At 60.7% G+C, this 15,255-nt stretch carries 8 protein-coding genes; 7 read left to right on the top strand and 1 reads right to left on the bottom strand.

The genetic code is table 11. The annotated features are described in order from the left end of the window. Positions 1 to 327: 327 nt before the first annotated feature. From G3N62_RS04595 to G3N62_RS04580, 4 genes are all read left to right on the top strand, one after another. On the top strand, positions 328 to 2,757 hold the full coding sequence (locus G3N62_RS04595; RefSeq protein ID WP_124669389.1) for a right-handed parallel beta-helix repeat-containing protein: 2,430 nt from the start codon (positions 328 to 330) through the stop codon (positions 2,755 to 2,757). A gap of 697 nt (positions 2,758 to 3,454) precedes the next feature. After that, positions 3,455 to 5,230 (top strand): alpha/beta hydrolase, encoded by a 1,776-nt coding sequence (locus G3N62_RS04590; protein WP_124608414.1) that lies wholly within the window; start codon positions 3,455 to 3,457, stop codon positions 5,228 to 5,230. 363 nt (positions 5,231 to 5,593) lie between these two features. Beyond that, positions 5,594 to 6,784 (top strand): glycosyltransferase, encoded by a 1,191-nt coding sequence (locus tag G3N62_RS04585; RefSeq protein WP_124608457.1) that lies wholly within the window; start codon positions 5,594 to 5,596, stop codon positions 6,782 to 6,784. Positions 6,785 to 6,822: 38 nt separating this feature from the next. Further along, entirely contained in the window at positions 6,823 to 8,076 is a 1,254-nt protein-coding gene (locus G3N62_RS04580) for an oligosaccharide flippase family protein (protein ID WP_124608413.1), read from the top strand. Between the two features lie 130 nt (positions 8,077 to 8,206). Here the strand turns inward: G3N62_RS04580 and G3N62_RS04575 are convergent, their stop codons facing one another. Continuing rightward, positions 8,207 to 9,388 (bottom strand): polysaccharide biosynthesis/export family protein, encoded by a 1,182-nt coding sequence (locus tag G3N62_RS04575; RefSeq protein ID WP_124608456.1) that lies wholly within the window; start codon positions 9,386 to 9,388, stop codon positions 8,207 to 8,209. A 468-nt stretch (positions 9,389 to 9,856) separates the two neighbouring features. Between G3N62_RS04575 and G3N62_RS04570 the strand changes: the two genes are divergently transcribed. The 3 genes from G3N62_RS04570 to G3N62_RS04560 all read left to right on the top strand — a co-directional run bounded on the left by G3N62_RS04570 (position 9,857) and on the right by G3N62_RS04560 (position 15,183). Further along, positions 9,857 to 12,172 carry a GNVR domain-containing protein gene (locus G3N62_RS04570; protein ID WP_124669388.1) on the top strand — a complete coding sequence of 772 codons (2,316 nt, stop codon included), beginning with the start codon at positions 9,857 to 9,859 and terminating at the stop codon, positions 12,170 to 12,172. A 221-nt stretch (positions 12,173 to 12,393) separates the two neighbouring features. Beyond that, positions 12,394 to 13,818 carry a DUF6418 domain-containing protein gene (locus G3N62_RS04565; RefSeq protein ID WP_124608455.1) on the top strand — a complete coding sequence of 475 codons (1,425 nt, stop codon included), beginning with the start codon at positions 12,394 to 12,396 and terminating at the stop codon, positions 13,816 to 13,818. Between the two features lie 219 nt (positions 13,819 to 14,037). Further along, entirely contained in the window at positions 14,038 to 15,183 is a 1,146-nt protein-coding gene (locus tag G3N62_RS04560) for an acyltransferase (protein WP_124669387.1), read from the top strand. The last annotated feature ends 72 nt before the right edge of the window (positions 15,184 to 15,255 follow it).

Raw genomic sequence — 15,255 nt, 5'->3', positions numbered from 1 at the left:
GGAGGAAAAGGCGGTCAACGTTCCCGATTGGAATCGGATGGCGGGGTAAGAAGTACGCGCTCGATGGAAAAAGCGCCGCCCGGCGCGATGTCGGACTGCTGCATTCGTGGCAAGCGTTTTCGGATGGGTCAGTCCGCTTCGGTTATTCCGCGCACTTTTCCTCGAGATAACCGCCTCTATTCTGAGACGGGTTTGCGCGACCCACTGTGAGCCCACGCCTATCGAAGGTGGTCGATGAGGTTGCGAAACAGAGAATTCATCAAGAATCCCGCCATTCAATTTTCACTTTTTTGCGTCGCAACGAATTGCGATCGCAGGGGCACTTAAATGACAGCAGAATTCCCGGCTACGTATCTCGTTGGTAGCTCGACGGGCCTGATCGCCAGAACGCTTCTCCAGGAGCTGGTCGATCTGCCGACGAGTGTGCGGCGATTCGGGGTGATGGGCGACGGTGTGACGGACGATACGGCGGCACTCCAGGTGGCGCTCAATGCCGGAATCCCGTTGTATTTTCCGCCGGGTACCTACTTGTACAGCAATACGCTGACCGCCACGGCCTCGATCATCGGGGCGGGGTGGAACTCGATCCTGCAGTGCACGACGCCGCAAGGCCAGAATTCGGTGATCTACTGGCGCAATGCCAGCAACTTGAAAATTCAGAACCTGCAGTTTTTTTCAAAGAATGCAACCGCCTATTATCCGGACGAGAACGCCGGATCGATCAACTTGCAGGATTGCAGCCAGTTCGAAATTTCAGGATGCAAGTTCAACAATTCCGCCGGGGGCGGAGCGCTCATGCGCAGCTGTGTCAACGGCAAGGTGTTCGACAATACGCTGCTCGATATTTGGCATGACGGCATACACGTTACCAAGGCGAGCGCGGATATCACCATCACGAACAACGAAGTGATCAATGGCGGCGACGACGCGTTTGCCGTGGTGGGTTACTTCAACGAGGGCGTCCGTCCTCGTCGCATTACGATTTCGAATAACCGGGTCGTGGGCACCAAGTATGCACGCGGTATAGCGATTGTAGGTGCGCAAGAGATTACGGTTACCGACAACCAGATCTACAAGCCGATGGCGGCCGGTATTTATATCGCGTCGGAACTGACGAGCGTTTACCAGTCGTACGGCAACGACAATGTCACCGTCGCAAATAACATTCTGGATACGTGTGGGGTTCAGTCCAACATTGGTGCAATCGTCAACTCGTCAAACGGCCCGATCGGCTATGCGGCATTGGCCGTGACAGCGACGGCCGGATTCAATAATTCGAACATCACGATCGTCAATAACACGATCAAGAACTCGGCAGGCACGCCGATCGGGCTGTGGCAGCAGGCCGGAAGCAACATCCATGTCAATATTTCCCAGAATTCGATCAGCAATGCATGGGATCCAAACAACAAGAACGGATTCCCGTTGACGACCGTCAGTGCAACATCGTCGTCAGCGACGCTGAACTTTGCCAATAACCCGGGCGTTGCGGTCGGCATGACAGCCTGGTATTTCAACGGGTCGACGAGTATGCAGATCGGGACGGTCTTGTCGGCAGCGGCGGCTGCGGTCACGCTGAATAAAACTGCGACCGTGCCGAGTGGCGGGACCGTGATTTTTTCTGGCGTCGGCTTGTTCGGCGCGACGATCGCGACGACCGCTGCCGCCTTGAGTGCCGCGACGTCGTTGACGTTCGCCGCGACGACCGGCGTTACTTATAACGACAACTACGGCTTCGGATCGCCCGGTGACGAAACGACTGGCGTGTCGATCGGGCAGGGCGTCAGCGGTACCAATATCGCGCCTGGGACGTTCGTGACCGGTGTAACGGCGAATTCGGTCACACTCAGCAAGCCCACGATCGGCGCCGTCGCGAGCGGTACGTCGATCGTCTTTACCCCGATGGTCTGCATGACGTCTCAAGCGATCACGACCTCGGCTGCGTCGGCGGCGGGAACCAACACGCTGACGTTTACGCCGTATCCGTCGGCCCGCGGCTGTGCGGTGGGGCAGGGTGTATCGGGAACGAACATTCCGGTCGGCACTTACGTGACGTCGGTTTCCGGTAACGGAAATGGCCCCACGGTCACGTTGTCCAATAATTTCACGGGCAGCGGAATTGCCAGTGGCGCGCTGATCACGTTCACCGGGACTGGCGGACTGAGTGCCGTTTCCGGAATCACCCTGTACAGCACTCGTGGGTGCATCGTTTCGAAGAACCAGTTGTCCGGTATCTCGAAGGACGGAATCTATGTAGATGGATCGTGTACGTCGTTCACCGAGATCAGCGGCAACGCCGGGGAAAATATCGGTTGCTGCAACGGCTTCGCGCGGCTCATCACGGTCGGGACGCTTACGGCCGGTGCATTGCTCAAACTGCAGGGAAACTATATGGCCCAGCCGGTCAATTACCCCCGCGCAATCGACTCGCTGATCTCGTCAGCTTCGTGGGCCTACACGTCGTGGAGCGAAGACAACCTCGCGCAAAACGGATTTGTCGGCCTCGGCGTGCAGTTGGGGACGGTTACCCAGACGGTGAGTGCTTCGCCGTGGACATTCGCGAACGGCTACCCTAGCGCGGTCAGCATGTCGGTCTCCGGTGGTACGGTGTTGTCGATCAACGTATCGCGAAACGGACAGCAGGCGTATGCGACCGGATTAACCAACGGCATGATCGATCTCAAGCCGGGCGACGCCATGACGGTGACCTATAGCGCCGCGCCCTCCATCGCGATGATTCCGAGACTGGGGCAGTAACGCAGGCGGCGAACCTGACGTGAAATCGGGAGGGGCGGGAAGGAAATGGACGGGCACCCGATCAACCGCCTTTTCGTCGGCGTCAGCGATATTCACGATCGCAGATGCCGGAAAGCGCATTGGCAATTCGACGACAAACGCGGGCATCTGTTGGTGTGGAGGCGGGTTTATGTGAGGGACCTCACATACACGCCGCTCCGGTCAGTGTTCAATCTGGTGGTCCTGCGCGAGTTGCCACGGCGGGGCACGATCGGCGCTGCCGTTACGCCGCGAAACCGGGATTCGAAGGCGTGTTCACGGTTTTCGTGCTTGCCGAAGCAGGGCCGTACCCATTCGTCGTTCCTGTTCGCCCGGTGCGAAGCAAGGCGGGGTGTATTGGAAATGTAATGTAGCGTACGGATTACGTCAGTATTGAATGGTCTACTTTCGGCAGGCATTCGAGATGGGGGCGCTTGCCCGGTGTGTCGAGGTCATCCGATCCGAAGGGCCACGCTGTTTTGACATGCAGAAAGCGCATTTTCAGAACAGGTCTCAATCTCGAAGGATCCGCGGATCGGGGTAGTCCGCGGGGGCGGTTCGCGTGTCGTACGTTCGCCGCGCGTTGATCGTCCGGGCAATGATCGGCCGCTTGTCCCCTGGGCACCGGCAAGCATGCGTCGACATGCGACCCACCATAAACTCAAAATAAGGACCAAACATGACACCCATCCAGTTCGATGGATGCGTTGGGTGGCTTCACGAGGGTAACCGACCACATGGCGTTGTCATCTGCGAACCGCTCGGCCATGAGGCGCTTTGGCTGCACAAACTTGTGCGTTCGATCGCCGAGCATCTTGCCGACCGAGGCTTCCCGGTGCTGCGCTTTCAGTATCCGGCCAGCGGCGATTCACTGGGGGACGAACGGGATGCCGAACGCTTCGATCACATGCTCGAGAGCATCCGGCATGCCGTTCGGACGCTGCACGAAAACGCCGATGTGGATCACCTGACACTCATCGGCGTGCGCGCCGGTGCCGCGTTGGCATTGCTTGCCGCTGACGGCATACCGGGGCTCGCGAGTTTCATCGCACTTGCCCCCGTCGTGCGCGGTCGCAACTACCTGCGCGAGCTTTCGCTCGTGGCGCAACGCTGGCTCGACAACGCGCCTCCGGCCGTGCGGGACGCGGTCCGGGAGGAGCGGCCTCTCCATGTGCTCGGGCACGCGTATCCGGATGATCTCGTCGCGGCACTCCGGGGCATCAAGCTGTGCGAGTCCGTCGGACAACTCCGGACGCTGCCGCCCCGCGCGTTGCTCGTCGATATGCCGTACGGCGACGGTCCCGCGCTGTCGGACGCGCTCCAGGCGCGCGGTGTTTCGGTCGACCTGCAGACCTGCCCGGACTGGGGCAACCTCATGCGGGAACCGGTCTGGTCGCGGCTGCCCGACGGTTTGCTCGACACGGTCGCGAACTGGATCGACGACGGTTCCGATGCGGCCGTTCGCGTCTCCACGCGGGGCAGCGAGTCAGCCGTGTCCCTGGCTGGAGAAGGCAGTATCGAACGTCTGGTCTCCGTGGGACCGGGGCGCATGGTCGGCGTACTGTGCGAACCGGCCGGCAGTATCCGACGCGCCGCCGCACCGACCCTGTTGATCGCCAATACGGCGGCCAATCCGCACGTCGCGGACGGCCGGTTTGCGGTTCGCCTCGCCCGGTCGCTCGCGGCATCGGGTATCAGCAGCCTGCGTATCGATTCGAGTGGCATTGGCGACAGCGGCTCGCGTGCGAGTGACGATCAGTCGGGCATTCCGTATTCGGATCAGGTGATCGACGATATCGCATCCGCGGCCGGGTGGCTGAAGGCGCAGGGGCATCGCGAGATCGTGGCGTTCGGCATTTGCTCCGGAGCGTACGCGTCGCTTCATGCCGCCGCGCGTGAGCAATTCGCCGGCGTGATCGCGGTCAATCTTCCCGTTTTCATCTGGCCGCGCGGAGAAACGCTCGCGAATGCTGTCAGCAACCAGACCAATTCGATGCGTGGCTATTGGGCATCGCTGCGCAGCCGCCACAAGCTGCGCCGGCTGATACTCGAAGGGCGCGATCTGCGGCCGGTCCTGCGTGCCCTGTTCCGTTTCGTCACGGGCGTCATGAGCGTTCCCGTCAAGCGTGTCGGCGAGCATCTCGGCTGGCGTCCGGGTAACGGGACACCGCGAGGATTGATGCGTGACATGTCGGCTCGCGGCATCCGGACCCATCTCATGTACGGCACGTTCGATGCCGGCGTCGATGCGCTCGTCCGGAATTTCGGTCCCGCATCCGGTGCGTTCGCGCATTTGCCGAACGTATCCGTCGACCTGAAGGACACGCTCGACCATTCGCTGCACGGCAACGCCGCTGCGCAGTACGTCGTCGCCCGATGCGCCGCGCTGCTTGCCGGCTGGTACGCGCCGGCCGAATTCCGGGTATCCGCGCAACCGGAACACGCGCCTTCATGACGTCCGTGCCGATGTCCCGCTCCGGGGAGCGGGACATCGGTGGTTTGGCCAAAGTCTTCCGCTAACGTAACCGGACGAACAGATCCGCCGCACCTGTCGCCTTATCCTGACCGTGTCGAATTTTCATGGGGTTGCCTGTTCGCAAGCACCATCGCGACTCCGTTCAGGAATGACAATGAAGCAAGAGTGCCGGCAACATCGGAAGTGGGATCTGCGTCACCGCGAGCGGGCAACGCCCGATCGGGTGCATGCGACACGGGATGACACCGGTTCGCGAAACGCGCGTGCAACCATCAGGCCCTGTCGTGCAGGCGATGACGTGGCATCGCACTTGCGACATTGCGTTCGCCGAGGTCGATCGTGATGCGTGTGCTGGTGATCAACGATTTCGCTCGCAAGGGCGGTGCGGAGGAAGTGTACCGGGTGTCCGTCGACGTGCTGCGGGCCCGTGACGGCGTTGTCGTCGAAACCTTCGACGAGCGTGCATTACCCGAGGTCGAAGGTGGCGGGCGTGCATCTGCATGGTCACCAGCCGCCGCGCGTGCCCTCGTCACGCTGCTCGACCGGTTTCGCCCGCAACGAATCCTCGTGCACAACTACCACAACCGGCTGTCGAGCGCGATTCTGCCCGTTCTCGCGCGCTACAAGCGGCACTCGGGATGTGGCCTGTTCATGACCGCGCACGATTACCATTTGTTGTTCTACAACCCGAGCCTGCTTGTCTATCCCCGCGGGCGCGCGCAACCGCTGTCGATCGACCTGCTGCATCGCAGCCGGCGCGTCGCGCTGAAGGCCAGCCCGCGCGGCATTCTCCACGATGTCGCGAAGAAGTTGCATTGGCATGCGGTCAATGCGCTTTTCGATCCGCTTGGCTTGTTCGACGAGATCCTCTGCCCGAGCCCGTTCATGCGAGATCTCATCGCGCAGTGCGGTCGAACTCCCGCTACACTCGTACCGAACCCGATCGACGCGACGCTGGTTCCCCGTCTGCCCAAACCCGCCCGGGGCGATCGCCTCGATCTGGCGTTCGTCGGACGGGTGGATGCTGACAAGGGCCTCGGCCGGTTTCTCGCGCTCATGAGCGAATCGGCCGGCGATGCGGTTGCGTCGTTGACCGTCTACGGCGACGGGGCCGAGCGAGCCGACCTGGAAAACCGTCACGCGACGCTCGTCGAGTCGGGGAGGCTGCGCTTTGCCGGGCGCCTCGATCATGCAACGTTGTTCGCCGCGCTTCCGATGCACGATGCGCTCGTGTTGCCGTCGATCTGGGTGGAAAACGCCCCCCTTGTGATCGTGGAGGCGGCGATGCTCGGCCTGCCGGCGCTCGTGCACGACATCGGAAGCCTGTCGACCTTTGGTGACGAGATCGGTAACAAGATCCTCTACCGGAGCACGCCCGAAGGCTTCGCGCATGCACTCGCCGAACTGCGCGCGCATCTCGATCGCGAAAATCGTCACTACGACTGGTCGCGTTACTCGGTCGAATGCTACGCGTCGTCGCTGTGTGCCGTACTCGGCATTGGCACGGATGGACCGCGAACGTGGGCACATTGACAGTCGGCACACTGTTTACCCTCAGCCCATAAAGCACGATGACCGCTGTCCGAAAGAATTTCGCCTTGTTGTTTGCGTTGCAAATCTCGACGTACGTCGTGCCGCTCGTCACGTTACCTCTGTTGACGCGCGTGCTCGGCCCGCTGCAATACGGGCGGTTGTCGTTCGTGCTGGCGGTGACAACGTATTTCATCAATCTGGCCAATTACAGCTTCGACCTGACGGCGACGCCGCGGGTCGCGCTGGCGGACGGCAGGATGGAGCGATCGCGGATTTTCTGGGCGACGGTCAGCGCGCAATGGGCGATCACGGCCGCCGGCTTCGTCGTACTTGTCGCGCTGACCCTGCTCATTCCGCATTTCGCCGCGGAGCGTACGGCTCTGCTGATCGGATTCGGGATGGCGGTCGGTGCCGCGCTGACGCCGGGCTGGTACTTCCAGGGAATCCAGAAGCTGAGCGTCTACAGCGTCACCGTGGTCGTATACCGTGCGTGCAGTGTCATCGCATTCTTCCTGTGGGTGCGCACGCCGGACGATCTCCTGCACGCGGTGGCCATCAATGCAGCGGTGCCATTGCTGTGCGGCGTAACGTTGCTGGCCTACCTGTTCTTTCGTCGTGAGGTCGAAAGCGTCCGCTTGCGGTTCGCGGACATCGCCGCGGCCCTGAAAGGCGGCTCGCAGGTCTTTCTCGCATCGACGTCGATCTCGTTCTACGCATCGACCAATACCGTCCTGCTCAGTATCGTATCGGGTAGCGTCGCGGCCGGCTATTTCGCCGCTGGCGACAAGTTGATCCGGGCCGCCGTCGGTTTGCTGCAACCGCTGAGAGCCGCGACCTATCCGCATGTCACGTATCTGATGCATCACGCGCGTGACGATGCGTTTGCGTTCCTGCGAAAGCTGATCGTGCTGCAGGGCGCGGCGGTGCTTGCCATGTCGGCGACGATCTACTTGAGCGCGCCGTTCGTCGTCCAGATCCTGTACGGCAGCTCGTTTGCGCCGACGGTCGGTGTGCTGCATTGCCTGGCGCTGGTGCCGTTCATGGCCTGCATGACGGATCTGTTCGGCGTTCAAACCATGTTGCCGATGGGCATGAAGCGCGCCTTCAGCATCATCCTGATCTCGTCCGGCGCGTTGAACGTGACACTGCTGCCGCCGCTTGCCATGCTGTTCGCGGAGCGCGGGGCGGCTATCGCGGTGTTGATCGCCGAGACGGCCGTCGCTGTCGCGCTTGCCTATGTGCTTCGTCGTGAGCGGGTCGGACTGATTAACCTGTCGGCGCGTTCGGGGTGATGAAAATCACGCGCTGACGGCGCGCCGGCAGTGGTGGCGCGATGCGTTGGATTCGCCATCCCTCCACGCCGCTGCCGTTGTGCGACGCGAGTGGATACGCGTCGCCGTTGTCGTCGCACCGACCGGCCGATTACTTGGTGATGAGCGCGCCGGTCAAGCCCGCGCTGATCGCCGGCAGCAGCAGGTTCAGCACGCGGCTCGCGCGGACCAGCCCGGTGTTGTCGACGTACACGATGTCCTTCGACGCGAGCGGGAATTGATTCGCGAGCAGCATCGAGACAGGCGACTCCATGTCGAGGTGATAGATGACCGGCTCACTGTCGGCGGCCTTGCGCAGCACGAAAACCTGCTTGGCGTTCGACGTCTGCTGGTTGAGCTGGCCAGCCTCAGAAAGCGCCGCGCTCAACGTGAGCGAGCCGTCGCGCAGGGGCGGCACGGCCGTCGGCTTGTTCACTTCGCCCATGACATAGACGGGATTGTCGTCGCGGGCACTCACATGCAACAGGTCGCCTGGCTGCAGCATGATGGTGGCGGGGCTCTTGCCGGTCTTCATCAACTGCGCGACGTTGACCGGGTAGATCTCGCCGTTGCGCGTGATCGTCACGCGGCTCTGGTCCGCGGTCGGCGCAAAGCCGCCTGCACGGTTGACCGCTTCGACCAGTGTCATCGGAATGTCGTTGATCGTCTGCGAACCAGGGGTGCGCACTTCACCGTCGACATACACTTGCTCGGCGCGGAACGACGCCACGCGAACGGTCACTTGCGGTTTGATGAACACTTTCCTGAGTTCGGCATCAAGCTCCCGCTGGACCTGCGCCGCCGTCTTTCCGGCCGCGCGGATCGGTCGTGTCACGTACGGAAACTGTACGTTGCCGTCGCTGTCGACGACGAAACCGGGCGCTGCATCGGACGATTTCGTGTTCTGCGTCGGCTGGCCGACCGCGGCGGCGAACTCGGGATGATCCCAAACCGTGATTTGCAGCACGTCGCCCGGGCCGAGCTTGTAGGCGCCCGGCTTACCGAGCAGATTGCCCGGAATCGGCCACGCGGTGCCGTGCTTCTGCTCCGCGTGCATCTGGTTGATCAGCGTCAGGTCGATCTGCTTGACCGGGACCTTCATGTCACGGGTCACGTCGCCGTTGTCGGCAGTCGTGACCGGCAACACGGCGGGCCCTGCCATGTGCTGGCCCGGTGCAAGCGCGCACGCCGACAGCAGCGTGGAAATCGCCAGGGAGAGCGTCGCGCGCATTCGACGCACTGCATGGTCGTTCTTTTTCGGTGCGCGCGTATCGAATTGCTGGTGCATGTTCATGTCGTCATTCAGCATGGTGAACCGGCCAGATATGACCCGGATTTCAAAACAACTTTGATCAATTTAATACTTTCAATGCCTTCGGGTGTCTGGGATTTTTCATCTCGATACCCGTGATATCCATGGTCGCAGGCCACTTGTTTTGACAATAATTGTTAAAAATAGGGAGCTTCGATTCGCTTAACATAGCACGAGACGGGTTGGCAACCGAGTGATTCGAGCCGTCAGTTTCTATTAATGTAAGCCATCGCACTTAGCGTGCCGGGCATTTATCGCATAGTGACCACGACATACAGAATCATTGGTGTACCTGTGACAAGGGTTCGATGACGTATTTTTTGCCGACCCGGCACCGGATGTGGGCAGGAACCCGGGGTGGCGAGGCCTGCAACGCGTCGCGGGGCAGGCGTGACCGACGCGCACGCTGCCGCGGGAAGCCAGTCAAGGTGGCAATTTGGGAGTTCATGCATGGCTTTGGATAGACATTCGTCTAATGAGTATCGAGACGGAGCGGGAAATATTTCTCGCGACGCGTCCAGGTTTACGCTGACCGAATTGCTCGAGAATGTATTTGAATATAGAAAGGCGTTCACTTTTGTTTTTCTGGGGTGCTTGCTGTTGGCGCTTGTGTATGCCATTTCAGCGAAACCGATTTACTCGGTTGACACGCTGATACAAGTCCAGGAAAACAAACACAGTGCGCTGGGCTCGCTTTCGGAGATTTCGAATGCGCTGGATATTCAGAATTCCGCCGTAATCGGCGAAATCGATGTCGCCCGCTCGCGCACGGTTGTCACCCAGGCAATCGACGAAACCGTCGCGCAGGCAGAAGTGTCGGTCAGTAACCGGATTCCGCTCGTGAGCGGTTTGCTTGCTTCGATCCTGTCGAAAGATGCGAATGGTCTCGTCATTCCACTGTTCAATACCCCGTTCTGGGCGTGGGGGGGTGAACGCATCGAATTCAGGAAATTCGACGTTCCGGACGCACAGATCGGCAAAAAACTGGAATTCGATTATCTCGACGGCAACCGTTTCCTGTTGAAGGACAGCGATGGTCAAGAGGTATTGAAGGGGGTAATCGGCGAGCCGAGCGAAGGTAACGGTTATCGCGTGGATGTGTCGCGGATCGTGGCGCGCGCCGGTACGGAGTTCCGTGTTCGGCGGGTTGCCACGCCCGTGCGACTCGACGAGATCCTGACCAAGTTGACCGGGGCCGAAACGAAACGCCAGTCGGGCATCATGCAGCTCAGTCTGGAAGATCCCGATCCGGTGTTTGCGGCGCGGCTACTCAACGCCATTGCCGCGGCTTATCTGGATGTCAACGCAAGACGGCGCTCGGAGGACGCCGAGCGCAGCCTGTCGTTCCTCGAGACGCAGCTGCCGGCCGTGAAGGCGCGGCTGGAGCAGGCGGAGCAGGCGCTGAACACGTTTCGCAACGCGCAAGGATCGATTGATTCGCAAGGCGATGTCAGGCTGCTCATCGACCAATTGGCGCTGGTGGACAAGTCGCGGCTCGAGGCCAAGCTCGAGTATCAGGACTTGTCGTCAAAATATGTCGCCGGACAGCCCCAGCTCACGGCCGTGGCCAACAAGCTGAAGACGCTTGACCAGCAGTCGGCCGAATTGAAAAGCAAGGTTGCGCATTTGCCGTCGCAGCAACAGACCTATTTACGTTTGGCGCGAGACGTCGAAGTCAACAACCAGCTGTACGTCGGGTTGCTGAACAATACGCAGCAGTTGCAGATCGCGAAAGCCGGCACGGTCGGCAATGCGTCCATCATCGACAAGGCTGATGCGAGCCACAAGCCGATTCGACCGAAGCGCATGCTCGTGATCGTGCTGGGTGCGGTGGTCGGGCTGATACTGGGCGTCGCCGTGGCACAAGGTTTTGCGCTGTTTTTCAGGCACGTTCGTGATCCGAAGCATCTGGAAGCGATGGCCGGTGTCCCGATGCTTGGCGTACTCCCGTCGTCGTTGCAACAGGTCGAGGCCGAGTCGAATGGCAGGCCGGCTTTCATGGCCGTAAGGGAGCACCCCGATACGCCGTTCGCCGAGGCAATGACGGATCTGGCCATGCTGTTGCGTTGCAAGATGAGCGCGGAGCGGGGCAACGCAACGACCGTCCTGATGACGTCGCCCGAACCCGGGCAGGGCAAGTCGATGATCTCCGCCAATCTTGCCTGTCTGTTTGCGGACAGCGGCTTGAGGACCTTGCTTGTGCGTGCCGATGCGGGCCACGGGAGCATCGAGCGATACCTGTCGGCGAAATACGAGAAGGGTTTGTCCGATGTACTGAAAGGCTCGATCGAGCTCAGGAAAGCGATCGCGCGCGTTCAGGAAAACCTCGACATGCTGCCTGCCGGAAAACAGGCCAAGCCCGTGCGGAACCTGAACGGCACCGAGAAGCTGGAGGCGCTGATCGCGTCGCTGCGAGGCGAATACGACGTGATCGTCGTGGATGCGCCGTCGGCCCGCCCGGCAGCCTACGTCGCCATGTTGTCGAGGTTCGCCGACATCACGTTGATGGTGGCTCGTCAAGGTTCGGTCAGCTACGCCGATGTGGCGGACGCGGTCGAGAACCTGAACAAGGTCGGCGCGAACGTGGATGGCCTGGTGTTCAACGGCTTCGAGCTTTCGCCGTTTCGCCACGGCTATTACGCGAACGCGAGTCGACACGCGAAGGAACCCCGGGCGCAGGCCGATCCTCGCGACGTCGCGTCCGATACGTTGTGGTTCAGGGCATGGACGCGAGTAAGAAAGGAACTGCTCAGAAACGTTGCGTGATGTCGAGCAACACGGAGCGAGGCAAATGATTCATCGGGCAGGGGCGGAAAGGCAATCTCGAGTCGACACGGCTACGGCACGAGCAATGTCGTTCGTCGGATCGTGGTTGATCCTGCGTTCCCGGGCGGGGTTTGCCATGGTTCTAGGCGCCCGTGACGATCAGCTCACTGCTGTCTGGTGCGGGTGCGTGAAGGATGGAACGAATTTCGGGTTGCGGCACGATGGATAGAACGACCGGAGCATTGGGCGGCAACGGAGGCTTTGTCTCCGCAACCGGCGTGATCGGATTGACGCTGTTCATGCTAGCACTGCTGTTCAACGCGGTGATGCCGGCGCTCGGAATGAAGGAATCGAGCGCGTTGTGCACGTTGCTGTTGGCGATGATGGGGCTCGTCGCCCTGGTCAGGTCGCGTCCGGTGTTTGCCGTTTCGATGCTTTACGTGCTGGCGATCGGCATGACCGCATTTCTCGCAGGCGTGGGATTGGAGGACGGCGGCTACCTGACGGAAACCGACGTTATCGGCGACGCGACCGGGGCATTCAGCCGGCTCCTTTCGTTCTATCTGATTTTCGTCATCTGTGCGCTGGTTGCCTTCGATCGGTTTCTGGACGAACGCCCGGCGCGCGAGCCGATCAAGGCACGGATCACGCTGCAGCCGGCGAGCATTGTGATCGGGTTCGGGCTTGCGGCCACGATCATCGCGATCGGCGTGATCGCGGGGCTGACGTCGGGGTTCTCGCTGTTTTCCGGCATCAATCGATATGCGCTGCGGAACGATTCGTCGAACGGGACGATGTTCAACCTGTTCCTGAACAATCAGTCCTTCATGGGTTTTCTGCTGGGCACGATCGCCACCAGTCCCGACAAGCGCATCCGCGTGGCGGCGATCCTGACGATGGCCGTCGACCTGGCGCTCAACGTGATGCACGGCGAACAGTTCATGGCCGTGCTGCATATCGGCCTGTGCTCGCTGGCCCCGTTCATTTCGATTCACGCGCTGAACGGCAAGCCGGTTGTCCGCTATCTGGGTATCGGTGCGGGATTGGCGCTATTGCTGGGTGCCGTTTCGATTGTGTATTCCTACCGCGGGCAAGGGCTGGAAGTTGCCGACATGCTTTCGTCGCGCTTTCTGCTTCAGGGGCAACCGTGGTACGTGGTCGACAACGATGCGCACCTGTTCACGGCACCGAGGCTGGGCGGCACGGACGCTTTCTGGCGCTTCGTGAACTCGCTCGGTTCCTGGACCATGCCCACCTTTTTCGACGATTCCGAACCGAGCGGCTTGCGTGACCTGATGAAGTCGTACACCGAGCCGAGCGTGCTCAGGGCCTACATGTTCGACGACGTGACCTTCACGATGGGGAACATGGCCGTGCCCGTGTATTGGTTCGGCTATGCCGGGGGCGCGCTCTTCGTTGCGATGACGGGCCTGGTATATGGCGCGCTCGGTGCGCTGCAGATCGTGGTTGCGATGCGCGGCGGGGTCGTGATGCTGTGGCTGATGGCTAAGGTTTTTTCCTATGCAACCTTCGCCGTTCAGCAAGGTGAGTACTGGATGATGTTCGGCTCCCGTACGGCTTTTTATGCGCTTCTCGCACTCGTCTGGTGGTATTGGGTCGATGCGAAACATTCGAACCTAAAATGAACCGGGCCTGGCAATCCTGAGCGTTTTCGTCAAGCGTGTGTTGTCGTCGTTCGGCGGTGCGGGCTGCGCAAGGTTGTCGAAGCGCGCCCGGCCAACGCGGGCAATCGCTTGTTTGTGAACATGTGCAGTGCGTTTGTGTTTGCGTCGTCCATTCCGGAAGCGGATGTGTCGATTGTGGATACGAGCCGCCTTGCGCCTTGAGTCTTCACCATTCCAGTCATGTCAAAAACAGCGGGTTCGGAGCGCTTTCAGCATATCGACGCGATGCGCGCCATTGCGGTGATACTCGTCATATGGACGCACTATGCGGAACGGTTCGTCCCCCTTGCCGGTTCTCAGCACATGCTGGACACCCTGCAGCGCTCCGTGAATTTCGGAAGAATCGGGGTGGTCATTTTCTTCGCGATCAGCGGCATGTTGATTCCGACCAGTCTGCACGGCGAGATCGGCGCGGGCACGAAGCGGTTCCTCGTGCGACGATTCCTTCGACTGTATCCCGCCTATTGGCTGGCGCTTCCCGCCGGGTATTTTGTTCATTGGTATCTATTCGATAAAACAATGGATCTGCGTGGCGTGCTGGCAAATGTGACCATGATTCCGGTTGCGTTTGGGGAAAGCCTGATCCTGCCGCATGGCTGGACGCTGGAAACGGAGCTGTATTTCTACGGGGTGTGCCTGATTTTGTTCTGGTGTGGGGCGCTTCACCGGATGCTCCATTTGTGTCTCGCCACGATCGGGTTATGCGGGCTGTTCGTGCTGACGCTGAAATTGCACCTGTTCCCGGCCGATCTTCTCAGTCAGTACAAGACCATGCCCTATCATCTTGGCATCATGTTCTGGGGTGCGTGCTTTCGCCAGGCCTACGACAACCCTTCGCAATTGCTGCATGTCAGACTGGCCAGAAGCGGGGCGCTGTCTCGACTCTCGCTGACTTACCGGGCGGCGGTCGCCTGGGTGACGGTACCGGTCGTCGGCATCGCGCTGGCGGGGGCCATCGACGACTGGCGCCATCACAACATGTTCCACCTTCCGATTTCGCTTGCCTACATGATCGGCGTCGCGACATTCGCGATGCTGGCCACCGTGCTGAAGCTTCGTATCCGTTTGCTTTCGTGGATCGGCAAGATCAGTTACTCGGTCTACTTGTTGCACAGTCTTCCGCTCTTTGTGGGGTACTGGCTGTGTCAGCGTTTCAACATCGTCGGATGGCCGCTCGGCTTTTACATGATCGTACCGATCGTGCCGCTGATTCCGTTGTCGTGGGCCGGCTACCGATTGTGTGAAGCACCTTTCGTGAAGCTTGCGCGGACGCTCACGTCGCATCGGGGAAGGGGCATGTTCGCATCGGGCGATGCGGCCGGCTGATGCGTTCGCCGGGCGGATGGCCGGCGGCGGTTCCGGCCTTCTCCTGCCTTGTGCGCAGGTTGTTCCATGGAA

This window comes from Burkholderia sp. Tr-20355, from assembly GCF_017104685.1.
GTDB lineage: Bacteria > Pseudomonadota > Gammaproteobacteria > Burkholderiales > Burkholderiaceae > Burkholderia > Burkholderia seminalis.
This window is presented reverse-complemented; position numbering and strand designations above follow the sequence as displayed.

Coding starts and splice junctions, on each gene's coding strand:
- G3N62_RS04580 (WP_124608413.1), top strand. CDS start 6,823: ATGACCGCTGTCCGAAAGAATTTCGCCTTGTTGTTTGCGTTGCAAATC.
- G3N62_RS04585 (WP_124608457.1), top strand. CDS start 5,594: ATGCGTGTGCTGGTGATCAACGATTTCGCTCGCAAGGGCGGTGCGGAG.
- G3N62_RS04560 (WP_124669387.1), top strand. CDS start 14,038: ATGTCAAAAACAGCGGGTTCGGAGCGCTTTCAGCATATCGACGCGATG.
- G3N62_RS04595 (WP_124669389.1), top strand. CDS start 328: ATGACAGCAGAATTCCCGGCTACGTATCTCGTTGGTAGCTCGACGGGC.
- G3N62_RS04590 (WP_124608414.1), top strand. CDS start 3,455: ATGACACCCATCCAGTTCGATGGATGCGTTGGGTGGCTTCACGAGGGT.
- G3N62_RS04565 (WP_124608455.1), top strand. CDS start 12,394: ATGGATAGAACGACCGGAGCATTGGGCGGCAACGGAGGCTTTGTCTCC.
- G3N62_RS04575 (WP_124608456.1), bottom strand. CDS start 9,388: ATGAACATGCACCAGCAATTCGATACGCGCGCACCGAAAAAGAACGAC.
- G3N62_RS04570 (WP_124669388.1), top strand. CDS start 9,857: ATGGCTTTGGATAGACATTCGTCTAATGAGTATCGAGACGGAGCGGGA.